The organism is Bacillus sp. FSL W8-1143, assembly GCF_037965155.1.
GTDB classification, from domain to species: domain Bacteria; phylum Bacillota; class Bacilli; order Bacillales; family Bacillaceae; genus Bacillus; species Bacillus pumilus.
The window spans coordinates 1,253,113-1,272,203 of the sequence record NZ_CP150182.1; the positions used below are offsets into that span (position 1 = coordinate 1,253,113).

The following is a 19,091-nucleotide window of genomic DNA, read 5'->3' on the forward strand; positions in this document are numbered from 1 at the left end:
TCATAGTATATTAAAAGGATGATGTCACATGCTGAATTGGGAAGAAAGACGACAGCTCGTCAAAGTTGCTCATCTTTATTATACAGACGGGTGGACGCAGCAGGAAATCGCAAAAAAGCTCAATGTCTCAAGACCAGTCATTTCAAAGCTCTTACAAAAAGCAAAAGATGTGGGAATCGTTGAGGTGTACATTAAAGATGAAAGTATTCATACGGTGGAACTGGAAAAACAGCTAGAAACAACTTTTCAATTAACAGATGCTGTCGTTGTCCCAAGCGTCGGGACAATGTCTGAGATGGTGAAGCGGGCAGTCGGTCAAGCAGGCGCCTATTATTTATCTAAAAACATGAAAGACGCGGAGAAAATCGGCATTTCATGGGGAACTACACTGTCTGAGCTTGTAAAGGAATACCCGTTCGAGCGAAGAAATGATGTGAAGGTCATTCCATTAGAGGGCGGAATGGGCAGGCAGGCAGTCGACATTCATGCCAATCAGCTGGCATATGAGCTGGCAAAGAAAATGAATGGCACGTGTTCCTATTTATATGCCCCGGCGATTTTAGAAACAGAAGAATTAAAAGAGCGGCTCATGGCAATGCAGGATATAGAAGCTGTGCTTGAAGAAGGTAAAAATGTAGATATTGCCCTCATCGGTATTGGCAACCCGCATAAAGGTTCAACGTTAAAAACAGTTGGTTACTTAAAAGAAGAAGATTTATCTGGTTTAAGGCAATCAGGGGCTGTTGGTGATATTGGCTTTCGTTTCTTTGACGGTCAAGGCAAACCTGTCCAAGATGAACTGAACCAAAAGGTCATTGGTTTATCACTGGAGCAGTTAAAGAGCGTCAAAACGGTCATCGCTGTTGTAGAAGGAACCCATAAGGCTGAAAGTATTTTAGGGGCTTTAAATGGCGGCTTTATTCAAGTACTGGTGACAGACGAACTAACGGCCGCAGCCATTTTAAAGGAAGCTTCCGTCCAATAAACGGCGAGTAGCCATCGAATTGTATAAAAAGAGCAACATCAAACGAGAAAGGAGCTGTGTATCTTGAAGAAAACCGAAATGGAAGCGAACCTACATTGTACTCGGTGCCAAGAAGAGACCCTCCACAGCATCGTTTATGTGAATGATCAGATGAAAAGCGTTGAGTGTACAGAGTGTCATCAGAAGATCAGTGTGAAAGTCGACATCATGAAGGAATTTTACAAAGAAGTATACGAAAAAATTGCGACAAAGCCAAAGCGGATGACGCAGGAATATAAGGCGAATTTGAATGGATTTATCTCAAGACTCCCAATCCGCGTGCTTAGTAAGCCATACCGGCTCATGAGATATTTAAACGAATCATACAAAGTGATTAAGCAATATAAAAAAAAGCAGAGCTGATTAGCGCTCTGCTTTTTTGTGTGTTTTTTTCATATAATAATAAATAGGCAGTCCAGCAATCCCGATCAGCATAGAGATGAGACAGCTTTTCCAGTCGGTGATCATGGTGCTGATTAAGACGAATAAAGAACCGATAATCGCAACGATTGGTGTGAGCGGATAAAGTGGTACGCTATAAGCACGTTCGATTCCTTTGTTTTGTTTTCTCAGTTTAAAGACTGCGAAAAAGGCCATGACATAAAAGATGTAGATCATGAAGATCGAAACCTCTGACAGCTTTTCTGGATTGCTGACGACCATAAACACAATGGCGATCAAAATTTGTACAAATACAGCAATCCACGGTGTTTTAAATGTAGGGTGAATACGTGAGATCGCGTTTGCGAAAGGAATTTGCTTTCGCTCTGCCATCGCGAAAATCACACGTGGGAATGAAAGAACTTTTCCGTTCAAACAGCCAAAGATACTAATGATGATGCCGATACTAATGACCTTACCGCCGATTGGTCCAAAGAGCATTGTCGCAGCAGTACTTGTCGCATTTTCTCCAAGCTGTACGATTTGATCTGCTGGTAACACGTGCAAAAGAGCGACATTAATAAAGAGATAGCAAGCCGTGACGATTAAAATCCCGCCTGCCATTGCACGAGGAAGCAGCTTCTCTGGGTTTTTCATCTCACCGCCAAGTGCTGCAAGCAATATCCAGCCGTCATAGGCAAACAACGTAGCCAAGATCGCTGCACCGAAGTTCATTTGAGCGATGCTATCGTTGACAGCCATAAAAATATTTTCGTTTCCTTTCCATAAGCCAAACACAATAATAGCGGCAATCGGGACAAGCTTTCCGATGGTGGTCAGCCCTTGAACAAAGCCGCCGTATTTTGTTCCCATGATGTTAATTAAACATAAAAATAAAACAGTGATAATGCCAATTGTTGTCGACCATAAAGAAGATAGAGAAAATAAATTAGCTAACAATGAACCAAAATAAAGACCGAGCGCACCGATGATGGCAGGTCCGTAAATGATAATCTGCACCCAGCCGCATAAATAGCCCCAAAACTCACCATACACTTCTTCAAGGTAGGCATACAATCCGCCAGTCCGAGGGATTTGTGTACCAATTTCAGCAACAGTGAGTCCGCCTGCAAGGGTTAAAATGCCGCCCAGCAGCCAAGCGAATAATGCGATATCTGAGCTTCCTGAATAGGAAAGGACGTTGCCTGGCTTCATAAAGACGCCGGACCCGATAATAGTCCCGATGACAAGAGATAGGGCGAAAAATAAGCCGATGTCCTGTTTTAACGCTGGTTGTTCTTTGTTCATTACTCGCGACCTCCTGCATCACTTTCGTACGTTACTGTGACATGTATTTTGTTCATTGTAATACGATTTTAGGAAAACAAGAATTAAAAAAATTTTCTGATTTTCGTATTTGTATTTAAAAGTGTTCGTTTATTGGAGATATCAGGGTAAATGTTTCGTTAAAAGCGAACAATAAAAGATTATTTTTGATTTAATGTTAATTTTATCGTTAGAAACCGAACATCTAGCCAAATGGTTGACTTTTCTTGAGAAATGACCTATTTTATTCATAAGGATATTATCTTGAATTCGAGATATTTAGAAATAGGAGTGAACGTAATGAAAATCAATGGAATTCACCACGTATCTGCATTAACAGCCAATGCTCAAAAAAATGTTGATTTCTACCGCCAGATTCTTGGCTTAAAACTTGTAAAGAAAACGGTCAATCAGGATGACCCATCTATGTATCACTTATTTTATGGAGATGAGGTCGCTTCACCGGGAACGGAGCTCACATTCTTTGAAATTCCAATGCTCGCTCGTCGTTTGAAAGGAACAAACGCGATCACAAGCACAGGCCTTCTCGTTTCTTCTGAAGAAGCACTTTCATTTTGGGAAAAGCGTTTTGAAGAGACAGACGTACAGCAAGAAACGGCTTCCTTGAGAGGGGGCAGACTTGCCTTGCGCTTTCAAGACCCAGAAGGGCAGCAGCTATTTTTAACAGTAGAACCGAACGCACAAGAAGCAGGCTCACCGCCAGTGCATGATGATATTCCGGCAGAGTTTGCCATTAGAGGTTTGGGTCCAGTGGAATTAACTGTTGCAGAAGCGGACAAAACGATCCGTGTTTTAACAGACATCCTTGGCTTCACCGAAAGAGCGCGTGAACAATCAAATGATGGTGAGATCGTGACCATTTTTGAGTCAGGAAATGGCGGTGCTGGAACAGAAATTCATGTGATCGAAAAAACTGAAGGGCCTTCTGAGCGTTCCGGCAGAGGAAGTGTGCATCACGTAGCCTTTCGCGTGGAAGATGCAGAGGAACTGGAAAAATGGTATGACAAAATATCAAAAGCAGGCTTCACGAACTCTGGTGTTGTGGAACGTTTCTACTTTAAAGCCCTTTACTTTAGAGAACCGAATGGTATCTTATTTGAAATTTCAACAGACGGCCCTGGATTTACAGTCGACGAAGGAGTAGATGAGCTTGGCGATCAATTAGCCCTTCCGCCATTTCTAGAGCACAAACGAGCAGAAATAGAACAAAGATTAACGCCAATTCAGTCATCATAAAAAAGCAGCTCATGATGAGCTGCTCAGCGTATAGACAAACCCTCGCATTCTTTGTCAGATCTGCAAAGGTTTTCTATCACGCTGAAAAGAAAAAAGGGCTAAAATCATCTTGATTTTAGCCCTTTTTCTTTTGCATTAGGAACTTACCTGCTTAGATTCAGTTTGTGTTAATGTCACCTTCTTCGTTTCTTCTTTTCCGTTTCGAATGAGTGTGATGTTTACGGTGTCTCCAACTTTCGTATTCGTGTATAGTTCATGACGTAATTCACTTCCGGTTTTGATTTGTTTCCCATTGATGGCGGTAATGACATCCTCAGACTTTAAGCCGGCTTTGGCGGCAGGTGAGCCTGCGGCGATTTCTTTGACGTATACGCCTTGATCAAGATGACTATTTTTGAGACCGAGTGTTTCTTTCTGATACACATCCGGGACTTGTTCGAGATCCAGCATGCTGATGCCGATATATGGACGCTCAATCTTTCCTTTTGCGAGAAGCTGATCGGCGATTGGTTTGACATCATTGATTGGAAGCGCGAATCCAATGCCTTCAACACCTGTTTCAGAAATTTTCATACTCGTGATCCCCACAACCTTTCCATCTGTCGTAAGAAGCGGGCCGCCGCTGTTTCCTGGATTAATAGCTGCATCTGTTTGAATGACATTAATGTTGCTTTCACCTGAGGATGTGTTCATCGAGACCGTTCGGTCGACACCGCTGACAATTCCTTGTGTCACGGTTCTTGATAGATCTTCACCAAGCGGGTTTCCGATCGCGATGACGGTTTCCCCAGCACGCAGCGAGGAGGAATCGCCTAATGCCGCAACCTTCGTTACGTGACTGCTGCTAATTTCTACAACAGCTAGGTCAGTCAGCGGGTCAGCTCCAACCAGTTTACCTTTGGCGGTTTTGCCATCGTGTAAGGATACTGTGAGTTTATTTGCCCCTTCAATGACGTGGTTATTTGTTAAGACATAGGCTTTACTGCCGGATTTTTTGAAAATCACTCCTGAGCCTGTACCTGTTTTTTCCTCTTGACTGCTTTTATTTTGCTGTGATTCATCAAAAGGCGTATTGAAATCGCCGAAGCTCGTGTCTGTTTGACTTTGCGCTTGGTAGTTTGTAATGCCGACAATGGCTGGTGATACATTTTCCACCATGCTGGAGATGCTGCTCGATGAATGTGATGTTTGGACGGCGGTTGTTTTTGACGAATTGGCACTTGTATCATTTGTCGATACCACTGCTGAATTATGTGCTGTGTTGTCTGATGCGTGCTGGGCATATGGCGAAAGGACGTACACACCTAACGCCAGCGTACCGCCTACAACACCGCTGACAAATGGCTTAAACCAGCCGTTTGGCTTCTTCTTTCGTTTTTGCGGCTGCTCCGTTGTTTGAAGTTCTTGAGAAGGTTGTTGTTCATTTTTGTGTTGTGTCATTCAAATCACTCTCTTTCATCATTTTTTCATGTATGGGTTTAAGGGGGTTTTACCTTTTGTTGTGGATACTGACTTGATCGTAAGAAAAAAGTGTGGGATAAAAATGAAAACATTGTGGGAAATTGTTAAAATAAGTAGTGAATCTAAGCAAAATAGAGGAGATTAAACTGTGAAGACAATTGGAATCATTGGATATGGAAGCATGGCTGATATGATGGTGCAAAAATGGCTGGAAAAAGAAGTGCTCGATGCCCATCAAATCATGATCCACACAAGAAGTGAAACGGACCGCCTGCTTCAACTTAAAGACAAGCATCAAGAAATAAACATCTGCTCATTAGAGGAACTTTCTGCGTCATGTGATGTACTTTTTATCTGCGTGCCGCCGCTTGCTGTACTTGATGTACTCGATCAACTGTCTTCAGCAGCCAAATCGGTGCATATTGTGTCAGTAGCCGCGGCTGTGACGTTAGACAAGTTATCAAAGCATACGACTCAACCAATATCCAGATACATCCCAACGCTCACGTCAGCTGTTGGAACGGGCGTTTCCCTCGTTGCGCATGGTGAAACTGCTGGAGAGGAAGAAAAGGCGCGTTTGCACCGCCTGCTTTCAGCTTTTAGCATCGTACGTGAAGTTGAAGAAGACAAGTTCGATGCGGCGAGTAACTTGACGAGCTCATCTCCTGGTTTTATCGCTGCTCTTTTTGAAGAAATGGCGAGAGCTGCTGTGAGAAATAGTGAGCTTTCCTTAGAGGAAGCGTATGAATTTTTAACGTATGCCCTTTTAGGCACAGGTCAAGTCCTTGTAGAACGGGGCCTCACCTTTGCTGAAACCGTCGATAGAGTGGCGACAAAAGGGGGCATTACAGGAGAAGGCGCCGAGGTTATTCAAAAGCAGGCACCTCAGATGTTTGATGATCTATTTACACAAACGATGAAGAAATATGAACAGCTGAAATCACAGATTAACGAAGCAGACAAACACCACTAAAGACATAGTTAGTGGTGTTTTATTTGTTAAAAAAATCCTTTGTCATACAGTCTTTTGATCTATAATATCTGAGTCTAATTTCCTTATTTTCAGACATTGTATTGAAAAATCGATCAAGTAATCATATAATTTTTTAGAAAATTTAGAAAAATATACACAAATTTTAAGTTTAATTTAAGGGGGATGGGAATGAAGCTCTATGTATCTGTCGATATGGAGGGGATTACTGGTCTAGCTGATCATACATTTGTCGATGCCCGTCAGCACAATTATGAACGGGGCAGAAAGATCATGACGGGTGAAGTGAATGCCTGTGTGGAGGCACTTCTTCAGCATGGCGCAACCAATATTTTGGTCAATGACAGTCATTCTAAAATGAATAATTTGTTGATTGAAGAATTGCATGAAGAAGCATCTCTTATATCTGGTGACGTCAAGCCTTATTCAATGGTTCAAGGGTTAGATCAAACCTATGATGCTGCTGTTTTTTTAGGCTATCATGCGAGGGCGTCTATGAAAGGTGTGATGTCCCACAGTATGATTTTTGGTGTTAGACATTTTTACATAAATGATCATCCAATTGGTGAAATGGGCTTTAATGCGTATGTTGCAGGCTACTATGGTGTGCCGGTGATTCTTGTTTGCGGAGACGATCAAGCAGCTCTTGAAGCAGAGAAGCTGATGCCTGGTGTGAAAACAGTGGCAGTGAAAGAGACCATATCAAGATCTGCTGTGAAATGTCTCACTCCTGCCAAAGTCAACCAACAAATCTCACAGCAAGTGGAAGCCGCAATGAAACAGATTCATCACATCAAGCCGCTGACGCCTCCTGATCAGCCGCTGCTGAAGATTGAGTTTGCCAATTATGGACAAGCTGAATGGGCGAATTTAATGCCTGGTACTGCCATTATTGAAGGGACAACAACGGTGACGTATCAAGCAGAGAATATATTAGAAGCCTACCAAGCGATGCTTGTCATGACAGAGCTTGCCGCACGTACAACATTTTGTTAAGCGAGGGGGAGACGGCAGATGACCAGCTTTTTGCTCAAGCGTTTTATTGCGATGATTGCCACGATTTTAACGATTACGACGTTAACGTTTATTTTAATGAAGGTCATCCCAGGATCGCCCTTCAATGAAGAACGAAATACAAACGAAACCGTCCAGCGAAACCTCGAAAGCTACTATCACTTAGACGAACCACTGTATGTTCAATATGTCATCTATTTAAAATCCATCGTTACCTTTGATTTTGGTCCTTCCATTAAAAAGCCTTCTGAAAGTGTCAATGATCTATTGGCGAGAGGCTTCCCAGTCTCATTAGAACTTGGTCTTATCTCAATATTGATTGCTGTCATCTCCGGCATCCTGCTAGGGGTCATGGCTGCCCTCCGGCACAATGGATTGATTGATTATATCGCCATGACCATTGCTGTTTTCGGTATATCCATTCCAAACTTTATCTTTGCTACCTTATTAATTCAGCAGCTTGCTGTGAATTTGAAGCTCTTTCCTACAGCGATGTGGACAAGTCCGATGCATATGGTGCTGCCAACCATTGCTCTTGCCGTTAGTCCGATGGCCATTATTGCCCGGTTAACAAGATCGAGCATGATTGAAGTGCTGTCTCAGGACTATATTCGCACTGCTAAAGCAAAAGGACTTTCTCCCTTTAAAATTGTGTTTAAACATGCACTTCGAAATGCGCTTTTGCCTGTTGTGACTATTCTTGGCACACTTGTCGCAAGCATTTTAACAGGAAGTTTTGTCATTGAAAAAATATTTGCGATTCCTGGCATGGGAAAATACTTTGTCGAGAGTATTAACAACCGTGATTATCCTGTCATCATGGGAACCACTGTTTTTTACAGCATCATTTTAATCACACTTCTTTTCATTGTCGATGTGGCGTATCGCCTGCTTGATCCAAGGATTCAGCTGCATCAGAAAGGAGGAAAGGCATGAGTATACATTTGCAGCAGGATCAACCGAATCCGCATCATGAAGTGCCGGACGAATGGTTTTCTCCGAGAGAGCAAAAGAAAACGGAGGCCCATGCCATTAAAAGACCCTCTCTTTCGTATTGGGCAGACACATGGAGGCGACTGAAGCAAAATAAGCTTGCGATGTTTAGTCTATCGGTATTGATTTTTCTTTTTATCATGGCACTATTAGGCCCATTGCTTGCACCTAATAGCGTGACAGAGCAGCGTCTTTCGATGCAAAATCTGCCGCCATCCGCTGCTCACTGGTTCGGAACGGATGAGCTTGGACGAGATGTGTTCACGCGTACATGGTACGGGGCGCGTATTTCTTTATTTGTAGGCGTCATGGCAGCCCTGATTGATTTTGCCATCGGCGTGATCTATGGAGGCATTGCCGGTTATAAGGGCGGGAGATATGACAATGTCATGATGCGAATCGTCGAGGTGCTCTACGGTCTTCCTTATTTACTTGTTGTCATTTTATTGATGGTTCTGATGGGGCCAGGGCTCGTCACCATTATTGTAGCGCTCACTGTCACCGGATGGATTGGAATGGCAAGAATCGTGAGAGGTCAAGTTCTTCAGCTGAAAAGCCAGGAATATGTCCTTGCCTCAAAAACCTTTGGTGCAAAGAGCCTTCGTATCATTCGCCGCAACCTGCTGCCGAATACGATGGGGCCGATTATCGTTCAGATGACCTTAACTGTACCAACCGCGATATTTGCAGAAGCGTTCCTAAGCTTTCTTGGTTTAGGCATTCAAGCACCGTTTGCAAGCTGGGGCGTGATGGCAAATGATGCGCTGCCGACAGTGCTGTCAGATAACGGGCATTGGTGGCGTTTATTTTTCCCTGCGTTTTTTATTTCGCTCACGATGTTTTGCTTTAACAATTTAGGTGATGGCTTGCAAGATGCGCTTGATCCGAAGATGAAGAGGTGATGGCGCTTTGAAAAAAGTTCTACAAATCATCGATCTGCACGTCAGTTTTCGGACATATGGCGGCTCAGTTCGAGCGGTACGCGGGGTGAATGTGGATGTATATGAAAAAGAAACCCTTGCCATTGTAGGAGAGTCAGGCTGCGGGAAAAGTGTGACTTCACAAAGCATTATGAGGCTGCTGCCAGCTTACAGCGCTCATGTTGATCAGGGAGAAATCTGGTTTGAAGACCGAAATTTGCTGTCATTATCTGAAAAAGAAATGCGCGCCATACGAGGTGTCGATATTTCGATGATCTTCCAAGATCCAATGACCGCACTGAACCCAACCTTGACAATCGGCGATCAGCTCATGGAGGCGGCAAAGGAGCATCAAAAGCTGACGAAAAAAGAAGTGACAGAAGCCGCCATTCGGATGCTTGATTTGGTCGGCATTCCGCAGCCGAAGGAAAGGTTAAAGCAATACCCTCACCAGTTCAGCGGGGGAATGAGGCAGCGGCTCATGATTGCCATGGCACTAATTTGCGAGCCCAAAGTGCTGATTGCTGATGAACCGACGACCGCACTGGATGTGACCATACAGGCACAAATATTAGAGCTGTTTAAAGAGATTCAGAGAAAAACAGGGGTCACCATTATTTTAATCACACATGATTTAGGGGTCGTCGCCCAAGTCGCAGACCGGGTAGCCGTCATGTACGGAGGGAAAATGGTGGAGGTCGGAACGAGGCGAGATATTTTTTACAGTCCGCAGCATCCCTATACAAAAGGACTTCTGAAATCCGTTCCAAGACTTGATATGAAAGATGAACTCATTCCAATTGAAGGAAGCCCGCCTGATTTATTTGCTCCGCCAAAGGGCTGTCCGTATACAGATCGCTGCCCGTCCGCCATGAAGGTGTGTGATCATATCATGCCGCACGAAACGCAGCGGTCACCTACCCACACAGTGCATTGCTGGCTCCAAGATGAGCGAGCGAATCAAACCGTTTTATCTTCAACACAAAGGGGGAGTTTTTGATGAGAAAAAAGGGATGGATCATCAGTATATGTTTGTTCACGATCATGCTGCTCGCAGGATGTACAGCCAATGAGCAAGCAGGGAAAGGATCATCAAGCAATCAGGGTGAAAAGAAAGTATTAACTTTAAATAACGAAAATGAACCGACGTCGTTTGATCCGCCGATTGGTTTTAATAATGTATCGTGGCAAGGACTCAATAACTTAATGGAGGGATTAACAAGACTGAATGAAAAGCACGAACCATCTCCTGCAATGGCGGAAAAATGGGAGATATCAGAGGATGGAAAAACGTACACGTTCCATTTAAGAGATGGCATCAAGTGGTCAAATGGTGATCCAGTGAAAGCGAGTGACTTTGAATATGCGTGGAAGCGGCTGCTTGATCCGAAAACAGGCTCATCTGCATCGTTCCTAGCCTACATGATTGAAGGCGGAGAGGCATTTAACAGCGGAAAAGGAAACAAAGAAGACGTGAAAGTCAGCGCTGTAAATGACAAAACGCTTAAGGTCACACTGGCATATCCGCAGAAATCGTTCTTAAATATGACCGCAAACCCTGCTTTTTTTCCTGTCAATGAACAGGTAGCTAAGAAGGACCCAAACTGGGCAAAAGACGCCAAAACCTTTGTCGGAAATGGACCGTTCAAGCTGACAGAGTGGAAGCATGATGAGAGCTTCACAATGGAAAAAAGTGAGACGTATTGGGACAAAAAAACAGTCAAGCTGGATCAAGTGAAGTGGCTGATGATCAGTGATCGAAACACAGACTATCAAATGTATCAATCAGGAGATTTAGATACTGCCTTTGTCCCAGCAGAGCAAAGTGAAAACCTGCTGAAAAATAAAGATGTACAAATTGAAGACCAGGCTGGATTGTTCTTTTATCGTCTGAATGTGAACATGGAACCTTTTCAAAATAAGAACATCCGCAAAGCTTTTCAAATGGCGATCAACCCGCAAGATATCGTGGATTATGTAACGAAAAATGAAGAGAAGCCAGCACGTGCCTTCGTCTCGCCAGGCATTCTTGATTCAAAGGGTGAGGATTTCAGAAAAGCTGGCGGTGATCTTGTGAAGAATGATAAGAGTGAAGCTGCGAAGTTATTAGAAAAAGGGCTGAAAGAAGAGAACTATTCAAAACTGCCAGCCGTCACATTGACATACAGTACAAAGCCTGAGAACAAGAAAAAAGCTGAAGCCATCCAGCAGCAGCTGAAAGAAGCGCTAGGTGTAGATGTGAAGCTTGCAAACATGGAAGCCAATGTGTTTGCAGAAGATCAAAAGGCGCTCAAATTCCAATTCTCACAAAGTTCATTTTTAGCAGACTATGCAGATCCGATCAATTTCCTAGAGAGCTTTCAAACAGGGAATGCCATGAACCGGACAGGATGGTCAAACGATACCTATGATCAGCTTATCAAAAAGGCGAGCCAGGAAGCAGACGAGCAAAAGAGAAACAACATTCTTCATGATGCAGAGGCACTTCTCATTGAAGAAGCACCGATCATTCCGATTCATTTTTATAACCAAGTTCATTTACAAAAAGAAGGCGTGAAGGGGATTGTCCGTCACCCTGTTGGGTATATCGATTTGAAATGGGCACAAGTAGATGGAGAGTAATATTAGGATCAAAAGGCGCTTTTAGATAAAAGCGTCTCAGCGTGTAGACAAACCCTCGCATTCGTTGTCAGTCCTGCGCGCTGGTGCTCACGAATGACAAATTCGCTCCGCGCCAGTGCTCGTCCTTCCTAGACTGCAAAGGTTTTCTATCACGCTGAAAAGAAGACAAAGGGCTAAAATAAACATCATTTTAGCCCTTTGTCAACAATCTAAGACGCTTTTAGATAAAAGCGTCTGTTCCTTTATTCGTTCATGTTATGAAGCAGAAACCCATAGATTGAAAGAAACAAAGAGAAAGAGGGGATATGGCATGAGCCAGCTGCCAGTGGCACTTCAAACAGGGGATACGGTGGGGGTTATTGCACCAGCAAGCCCGCCTGATGAGCTGAAATTAGCAAAAGGGATTGCCTTTTTAGAAAGCCTCGGGCTAAAGGTGAAAAAAGGGAAGTATTTGGGCCGCCGGTATGGGTATTTAGCAGGTCATGATCATGAAAGAGTGGAGGATCTCCATCGCATGTTTCAAGATCCAGAAGTAAAGGCGGTTATTTGTGCTTGCGGAGGATACGGGACTGGAAGACTCGCGGAAGTCATTGACTATGACCTCATTCGCCGGAATCCAAAAATCTTTTGGGGCTATAGTGATATTACGTTTTTACATACGGCCATCCAGCAGCAGACGGGACTTGTGACGTTTCATGGGCCAATGCTTTCCTCTGATGTGGGACTTGAGGAGGTCCATCCTTATACGAAAGATACCTTTTTACAGCTGTTCGCACCGAAAGCCTTTACGTATGCGCACCACTTGTCACCCCTTCATACTTTCTATCCGGGCACCGCTTCAGGTGAGATTGCAGGAGGAAATCTTGCCCTCATCGTGACAACACTTGGTACGCCTTTTGAAATCGATACGAAGGGAAAGCTTTTGTTCATTGAAGATATTGACGAAGAACCCTATAAAATCGATCGAATGATGCAGCACCTCACATCTGCTGGAAAATTGGATGATGCGGCTGGATTCATCATTGGAGATTTTCATCAATGTGAGCCAAAAAAGAAAGATCAGTCCCTCACATTGAATCAAGTATGGGACACCTATATTGTCCCGCAAAAGAAACCTGCACTTGGGGGCTTCCGGATCGGTCATTCTTCGCCAAACTTTGCCATTCCAATGGGCACGCAGGCTGCATTAGATGCGACAGGAAAAAAACTGCACATTTCTCCAGGCGTTGCAGCGAAAGAGGTGATCAAATGAAAATCGTTGATGTTCGTACATTCAGAATGAGTGTACCGCTAAAAAAACCTTTCAAAACCGCTTTACGAACGGTGTATGACGCAGCATCTCTGATCGTTATCATCACATATGATCAAGGTGACGTCAGCTACGGAGAGGCAGTCCCGACAACAGTGATTACAGGTGAAACGCTGGAAAGCATCGACTATGCCATCTGCGAAGTGATCAGACCGAGTTTGCTTGGAGCTTCCTTGTCAGAATATGAACAAATTTTTTCTCATATGAACCGGGTGCTCGCTTGCAACACAAGCGCAAAGGCAGCGGTTGACATGGCCATTTATGATGGCTTAGCGAAGCAGGCAGGACTTCCGCTTTATCAATACCTTGGCGGATATCGCAGTCAGCTTGAAACTGATTATACGGTCAGTGTAAACCGTCCGCTTGAGATGGCGGAAGATGCGAAGCAATACGCAGCTGAAGGCTTTCAGACATTAAAGATCAAGGTAGGAAAAGATGATATAGATACGGATATTCAGCGTATCAAGCGAATTCGAGAAAAGATCGGGCCGGATATTCAGATTAGACTCGATGCGAACCAGGGCTGGACGTGGAAGGAAGCGGTCGTAGCCATTCGGAAAATGGAGCCACTGAATATCGAACTAGTCGAGCAACCAGTGCCAAAAGAAGATATCGAAGGCCTACGCCGTGTGACGGAGGCAACAGATACACTGATAATGGCAGACGAAAGTATTTTTAGTTTTCATGATGCGATCAAGGTGCTTGAAACGAGAAGCTGTGATTTAATCAATTTAAAATTAATGAAATCAGGCGGCATAAAAGAAGCCCTAAAAATCAATGCACTGGCAGAAGCATACGGCGTAAAGTGCATGATTGGCAGCATGATTGAGTCAAAACTTGGCATTACAGCAGCCGCTCATCTCGCCGCCAGCCAGCCAAATATCACCCGCTATGATTTTGATGCCCCGCTCATGCTAAAAGAGGACATGGTGGACGGAGGAATCGTGTACAAAGGAAAAGATATCTTTTTCCCGCCGCATCATGGGTTAGGCATTCAAGGAGTGAAAGGAGTCTCATGATGATATTTGAATCAAAGGTTGCAGTTGCGAACGTATGGACAGCGCCGCAGTCACCGAGAGAAATCGATCAAAAGGTACTTCAGAGCTCCTTCAAATTCAAAGAGTGGATTGACAAGCAAACATATGAAGAAAAACTGGCTTTATGTGAAGAAAATCTGATCCAGTCGCAAGTACTGCTCGGTGAACGAGTCATTGGCTTAGAAGAAACAGACGGCTGGATGAAAGTCGTTATTCCGCAGCAGGCCAGCCGGAAACACCCACAAGGCTATCCTGGCTATATACCTGCAAACCAACTAAAGCAAGTGACAGAAGGAAGTGCACCAACTATATCTCATATCGTTTGTCAGAAAAAAGCCATGCTCTATCGAAACGGGCAAGCGGACATGGAAATTAGTTTTTTAACAGAGCTCGCAGCTGTAGAAGAAACGAGTGATCGCTTTCGTGTTGTCACACCAGCAGGGACGAGAGAAATCAATAAAACAGATGTGCAGCCAGTTTCATCCATTTTTTCTATGGCCGGCAAAGATGTTGTAGACAAGGGAAAACAATTTATTGGTCTTTCGTATTTATGGGGCGGCATGAGCAGCTTTGGCTATGACTGTTCGGGCTTTGCTTACAGCATGTATAAAGCGTGCGGATATCTTTTGCCGAGGGATGCAAGTGACCAAGCAGTGCAAGGAACACCGGTCGCATCAAGCCATTTAGAACAAGGCGACTTATTGTTTTTCGCTAATGACAACGGAAAGGGAGCAGTCCGCCATGTTGGGATCTACGCAGGTGACGGTATGATGCTTCATTCACCTAAAACCGGTAGAGAAATTGAACTTCTTTCCCTTGCTGGCACTTCATATGAAAAAGAATGGGCAGGTGCAAGACGGTATTTGCCAAGCGAGAGGAGCAAAGGTCATGGCAGTTGAACCACTTTTACAAGTAAACAATCTCAAAAAACATTTTCATCTATCGAAAGGAAGAACGCTAAAAGCGCTAGACGGTGTCTCCTTTCAGCTGAAACAAGGCGAAACATTTGGCCTTGTTGGCGAGTCCGGCTGCGGGAAATCCACACTTGGAAAAGTGCTTATGCGCCTTTATGAACCGACAGATGGAGAAGCCTTGTATGAAGGGAAAAGCCTTCATCACCTTTCACAAAAAGAATCCTTTGATTTTAATCGGCAAATTCAAATGGTGTTTCAAGATCCGTATTCCTCCTTAAATCCGCGGCTATCTGTAAAAGATATTATGCTGGAGCCAATGGAGATTCATAACCTTTATGGGAGTCAAAAGAAAAGGGTTGCCCGGGTGAAAGAACTACTGGAAGCTGTTGGACTTAGCTATGACTTTGCCACGCGCTATCCTCATGAATTCAGCGGAGGGCAGAGGCAGAGAATCGGTATTGCAAGAGCACTCGCCTTAGCGCCGAAATTTATTGTGGCAGATGAACCAATTTCTGCACTAGATGTCTCCGTTCAAGCGCAGGTCGTGAATTTGCTGAAGAAACTGCAAAAGGAGGAAGGGCTGACATTTCTCTTTATTGCGCATGACTTGTCGATGGTCAAATATATTAGCGACCGAATCGGTGTCATGTATTTAGGTCATCTCGTCGAATTGACTAGCAGTGATACGTTATATCAAACACCGCTGCACCCCTATACACAAGCATTGCTGTCAGCGATCCCCATTCCAGATCCTGACGTGGAGGACAAGCGCAAAAGGTTCATTTTAAAGGGAGAAATTCCAAGTCCAGTGAACCCGCCAAGCGGCTGTGTATTTCGAACAAGGTGTCCTGCAGCGATGGATGTGTGTGCTGAAAAAAAGCCAACATTACAAGCAGTAGAAGAAGGGCATGATGTCGCCTGTCATTTATACGATCGGACATAAAAATAGGCAGAAAAAAAGCCAGCAAGTAGACAAACTGTTCTACACGCTGGCTTTTTTAGTGAACGAACGCCTAATCGGCAATGTGCAGCATCTAAAAGAGCCGCCAGATTTAATGATTTCTGAAAAATCCACTTCAATGACAGTGTAGCCGTGAGCGGTTAATGCAGCATTTGTTTCTTGATTGATGGGCAAACTGATCACTTTTTTCTGTCCAATGGATAAAACGTTTGGGCCGAGTGTGAATTGCTCTTGTTCGCTTATTTCAATTAGATGATAATGCATGTTGAGCAGGTGAAGATCCTCTTTTTTGAACGCTTCTGGATAAATCAATATCTCATCATGAGAGAGAATATTCATCACACAATCGAGATGCAAAATGTGAGCAGGAAGATGAATGGGAATGATGTCATGATCCGGCAGTTCTTTTTTAAGCTCATGAATAGCGGCTGGATTTGTTCTTTTGCTCGTTCCGACAAATACGCGTCTTTGATCCACAAGCACATCGCCGCCTTCAATCGTTCCATTTGTCAGGGTAACAGTCTTCAACCCATTTCCCTGTGCCCACTCTTTTAACAATTGTTCTTCTCCTTGCCTAACTGGAGCGGCCATGCTTGAAACAAAGAGTGTATGTCCAATCGTAAACCCAATATCCCGGGTAAACACTTGTTCAGGAAAGCGGTCATTTGCAGGAAGCATAATGGGGCGTACTTGATGGTCTTTTAGGGTTTGGATCAATTGCTTATGCTGAGTAATGGCTTTCATTTGAGAAATATTTTCTCTTGCAAAATGTTTTTGGGTTTCGTTGATGATCTGTTTGATTTCCATATAGATGGGACTGCATAAAAGGACTTCTTGTAAATCGTCATATTCACTCATGCATTGCGGCATTTTGTGTATTTGTTCTGCTCTCATAGAATCCATCAAATGGCCTCCTTGTTTGTTCATAGTTCTATTATTCCTCGTTCTAGTCATAGTTGAAACATTTCCGAAAGAAAATCTCTCACAGGAGACTAAAGCAAAATGTTTAGACAAACCTAAAAGAATAGTGTTTAATAAAAGTCGTTCCGCATTCACGAAAACAGCAAGAAGGAGCTATGATGATGAGTGAAGAAAATTTTAAATACTGCAAGGAATCAAAAGTTGTCAAAACCAGCAGGGTATTCCCTCTCGATACGAATAATCACCAAACCTTATTTGGTGGAAAATTAATGAGTTATATAGATGACATTGCCTCCATCTCGGCAGCAAGGCACAGCCGATGTGAAACGGTCACGGCATCAATGGATTCAGTTGATTTTTTAGAGCCGATTGGACAAAAGGAGTCGGTATGTTTAGAGTCCTATGTCACATGGGTGGGTACGTCTTCTATGGAAGTGTTCGTTAAGGTCATCAAAGAAAACTTGATGTCTGGAGAGCGCAGACTCGCAGCGACTTCATTTCTTACCTTTGTGTCGTTAGATGACAATGGGAAGCCAAAGAAAGTCCCACAAGTCATGCCGGAAACAGAGGAAGAAATCATGCTGCATCAAACCGCAAAACAGCGGGCTGAAGAAAGAAAAAGCCGCCGAAAGCATAGCAAGGCACTGGCTGACGCACTTGGGACAGATAAACCATGGGCGTAAAAATCACCCTTTAAGCGGTGATTTTTTTCTAGAACGGTATCTTGCATGGCAAGATAGTGTGTGGTAAGATGATGCTATCTTGTGATGCAAGGTACTGGAATCGGAGGAACAAAGATGACAACATCCACACAAATGCTAAAAGGAATTTTAGAAGGCTGCCTGCTGTCGATTATTTCAGAGGGTGAGATTTATGGATATGAAATGACGAAGAAGCTCGCTCATTATGGATTTGATCAAATTAGTGAAGGCAGTATCTACCCGATTCTGCTGCGTATGCAAAAGGAACAGCTTGTGACCACTGTCACAAAAGCATCAGCAAGCGGGCCGAAAAGGAAATACTATACGCTCACACAAGCTGGAGAACAAGCGCTCACAGAGTTTATTACCCGCTGGAGTGAGCTTTCAAAAAAAGTGAACTGTTTACTACAAAAAGGGAAGTGAGATTATGGTATCAAAAGAAACAAGACACATCTTACTAGAGCTGAAATTTTATCTCATATCAATGGGAAAAAATGAGGACGAAATTGATGAGCTGATGGATGAGCTAACGACACATGCGGTTGAGGCTGAAAAAGATGGCAAAACAGGGGAGGCTGTGTTTGGCAGAGATCCGAGGGGCTATGCTGATGAACTCGCAAAAGAGCTGTCAGGAAACCATAAAGACTGGGTTCCTTTCGTCAGTGCCTTCTTAATCGGTTCACTCTTTTATATGATTTTATCAGATGCGATCAGTCAAAGCTTATCCTATTCTTGGTATGCGTTAATTGGCTATCCGCTCGTTTTAGTAGCCAATGTCATCATGATTATTGTGATGTTTAGAGCGTCTGCCTTTCAGACAGGCGGCCGGGCATTTCTTTATTTTTGGATCTTAGGAATCTTTCAACTGACTTCAATGGTCACAATCAAACTATTGGATCAAAAGCTCGGCACACCATTACTTGTGCTGACCTCAGGTCAAAGATGGGGCGTCATCCTGCTCATGCTGTTATGTATCATTGTCTTTAATGCAATCTTAAAGGCGAATGTCGTTTCATTGATACCGGTTATCTTCTTCGGACCGCAGCTCATATTCGAATGGCTTGGCTGGACATCACCAAGCGTGCTTCTCATGCAAAGTCTACTATCGGTTGTGATCGTAATAGGGCTTATGCTCATGGCCTTACGCCGGGCGAACAAGAAAAATGAAAACACGATGTAAAAAATAGAGCACATCCATCCGGTGTGCTTTTCTTTTTCTAAAAAAATGTAGAAATGGTAGCGTATTTTTCATTACAATG

The 19,091-nt window shown here is 43.7% G+C and carries 19 protein-coding genes; 16 read left to right on the plus strand and 3 right to left on the minus strand.

All coding sequences use genetic code 11. From position 1 onward, the window contains the following. Nucleotides 1–28 precede the first annotated feature (28 nt). Nucleotides 29–985 (plus strand): sugar-binding transcriptional regulator, encoded by a 957-nt coding sequence (locus NSQ36_RS06145; protein WP_050945210.1) that lies wholly within the window; start codon nucleotides 29–31, stop codon nucleotides 983–985. Nucleotides 986–1,048: 63 nt separating this feature from the next. Next, the gene (locus NSQ36_RS06150) at nucleotides 1,049–1,387 is read left to right on the plus strand and encodes a bh protein (RefSeq protein ID WP_034619978.1); all 339 of its coding nucleotides are present in this window, start codon (nucleotides 1,049–1,051) and stop codon (nucleotides 1,385–1,387) included. Here NSQ36_RS06150 and NSQ36_RS06155 read toward each other — a convergent pair whose 3' ends face one another. Beyond that, nucleotides 1,388–2,713: an amino acid permease gene (locus NSQ36_RS06155; protein ID WP_226805075.1), complete on the minus strand. Its 1,326-nt coding sequence runs from the start codon at nucleotides 2,711–2,713 to the stop codon at nucleotides 1,388–1,390. 318 nt (nucleotides 2,714–3,031) lie between these two features. Here NSQ36_RS06155 and NSQ36_RS06160 point away from each other — a divergent pair, with 318 nt between their 5' ends. Continuing rightward, entirely contained in the window at nucleotides 3,032–3,988 is a 957-nt protein-coding gene (locus NSQ36_RS06160; protein WP_226805076.1) for a ring-cleaving dioxygenase, read from the plus strand. 135 nt (nucleotides 3,989–4,123) lie between these two features. Here NSQ36_RS06160 and NSQ36_RS06165 read toward each other — a convergent pair whose 3' ends face one another. After that, the gene (locus NSQ36_RS06165; protein WP_339207032.1) at nucleotides 4,124–5,428 is read right to left on the minus strand and encodes a trypsin-like peptidase domain-containing protein; all 1,305 of its coding nucleotides are present in this window, start codon (nucleotides 5,426–5,428) and stop codon (nucleotides 4,124–4,126) included. A 169-nt stretch (nucleotides 5,429–5,597) separates the two neighbouring features. Between NSQ36_RS06165 and proG the strand changes: the two genes are divergently transcribed. From proG to NSQ36_RS06215, 10 genes are all read left to right on the plus strand, one after another. Continuing rightward, on the plus strand, nucleotides 5,598–6,422 hold the full coding sequence (proG, locus tag NSQ36_RS06170; RefSeq protein WP_106032382.1) for a pyrroline-5-carboxylate reductase ProG: 825 nt from the start codon (nucleotides 5,598–5,600) through the stop codon (nucleotides 6,420–6,422). Nucleotides 6,423–6,611: 189 nt separating this feature from the next. Beyond that, a complete protein-coding gene (locus NSQ36_RS06175; RefSeq protein ID WP_003211925.1) occupies nucleotides 6,612–7,436 on the plus strand; it encodes a M55 family metallopeptidase in 825 nt (274 codons plus the stop codon). A gap of 18 nt (nucleotides 7,437–7,454) precedes the next feature. Next, nucleotides 7,455–8,390 (plus strand): ABC transporter permease, encoded by a 936-nt coding sequence (locus NSQ36_RS06180; RefSeq protein ID WP_003211100.1) that lies wholly within the window; start codon nucleotides 7,455–7,457, stop codon nucleotides 8,388–8,390. Continuing rightward, nucleotides 8,387–9,349, plus strand: a complete 963-nt coding sequence (locus NSQ36_RS06185) for an ABC transporter permease (protein WP_309216540.1) — start codon at nucleotides 8,387–8,389, stop codon at nucleotides 9,347–9,349. The genes NSQ36_RS06180 and NSQ36_RS06185 overlap by 4 nt, the downstream gene beginning before the upstream one ends. 7 nt (nucleotides 9,350–9,356) lie before the next feature. Further along, the gene (locus tag NSQ36_RS06190) at nucleotides 9,357–10,367 is read left to right on the plus strand and encodes an ABC transporter ATP-binding protein (RefSeq protein ID WP_284906267.1); all 1,011 of its coding nucleotides are present in this window, start codon (nucleotides 9,357–9,359) and stop codon (nucleotides 10,365–10,367) included. Next, a complete protein-coding gene (locus NSQ36_RS06195; protein ID WP_137054735.1) occupies nucleotides 10,367–11,989 on the plus strand; it encodes a peptide ABC transporter substrate-binding protein in 1,623 nt (540 codons plus the stop codon). The genes NSQ36_RS06190 and NSQ36_RS06195 overlap by 1 nt, the downstream gene beginning before the upstream one ends. A 310-nt stretch (nucleotides 11,990–12,299) precedes the next feature. Next, on the plus strand, nucleotides 12,300–13,241 hold the full coding sequence (locus NSQ36_RS06200; RefSeq protein ID WP_339207035.1) for an LD-carboxypeptidase: 942 nt from the start codon (nucleotides 12,300–12,302) through the stop codon (nucleotides 13,239–13,241). After that, nucleotides 13,238–14,317 (plus strand): dipeptide epimerase, encoded by a 1,080-nt coding sequence (locus NSQ36_RS06205; RefSeq protein WP_050945200.1) that lies wholly within the window; start codon nucleotides 13,238–13,240, stop codon nucleotides 14,315–14,317. Before NSQ36_RS06200 ends, NSQ36_RS06205 begins: the two co-directional genes overlap by 4 nt. Beyond that, nucleotides 14,317–15,234 carry an NlpC/P60 family protein gene (locus tag NSQ36_RS06210; protein WP_339207038.1) on the plus strand — a complete coding sequence of 306 codons (918 nt, stop codon included), beginning with the start codon at nucleotides 14,317–14,319 and terminating at the stop codon, nucleotides 15,232–15,234. The genes NSQ36_RS06205 and NSQ36_RS06210 overlap by 1 nt, the downstream gene beginning before the upstream one ends. Continuing rightward, on the plus strand, nucleotides 15,224–16,192 hold the full coding sequence (locus tag NSQ36_RS06215; RefSeq protein ID WP_003211497.1) for an oligopeptide/dipeptide ABC transporter ATP-binding protein: 969 nt from the start codon (nucleotides 15,224–15,226) through the stop codon (nucleotides 16,190–16,192). Before NSQ36_RS06210 ends, NSQ36_RS06215 begins: the two co-directional genes overlap by 11 nt. Nucleotides 16,193–16,231: 39 nt before the next feature. Here the strand turns inward: NSQ36_RS06215 and NSQ36_RS06220 are convergent, their stop codons facing one another. Further along, nucleotides 16,232–17,113 carry a dimethylarginine dimethylaminohydrolase family protein gene (locus NSQ36_RS06220; RefSeq protein ID WP_003210878.1) on the minus strand — a complete coding sequence of 294 codons (882 nt, stop codon included), beginning with the start codon at nucleotides 17,111–17,113 and terminating at the stop codon, nucleotides 16,232–16,234. A gap of 179 nt (nucleotides 17,114–17,292) precedes the next feature. Here NSQ36_RS06220 and NSQ36_RS06225 point away from each other — a divergent pair, with 179 nt between their 5' ends. The 3 genes from NSQ36_RS06225 (at nucleotide 17,293) to NSQ36_RS06235 (ending at nucleotide 19,012) form a co-directional block, all read left to right on the plus strand. Further along, nucleotides 17,293–17,814 (plus strand): acyl-CoA thioesterase, encoded by a 522-nt coding sequence (locus NSQ36_RS06225; protein WP_034619972.1) that lies wholly within the window; start codon nucleotides 17,293–17,295, stop codon nucleotides 17,812–17,814. 114 nt (nucleotides 17,815–17,928) lie between these two features. Beyond that, the gene (locus tag NSQ36_RS06230; RefSeq protein WP_339207040.1) at nucleotides 17,929–18,255 is read left to right on the plus strand and encodes a PadR family transcriptional regulator; all 327 of its coding nucleotides are present in this window, start codon (nucleotides 17,929–17,931) and stop codon (nucleotides 18,253–18,255) included. A 4-nt stretch (nucleotides 18,256–18,259) separates the two neighbouring features. Continuing rightward, nucleotides 18,260–19,012, plus strand: a complete 753-nt coding sequence (locus NSQ36_RS06235) for a hypothetical protein (protein WP_335355925.1) — start codon at nucleotides 18,260–18,262, stop codon at nucleotides 19,010–19,012. Nucleotides 19,013–19,091: the final 79 nt, after the last annotated feature.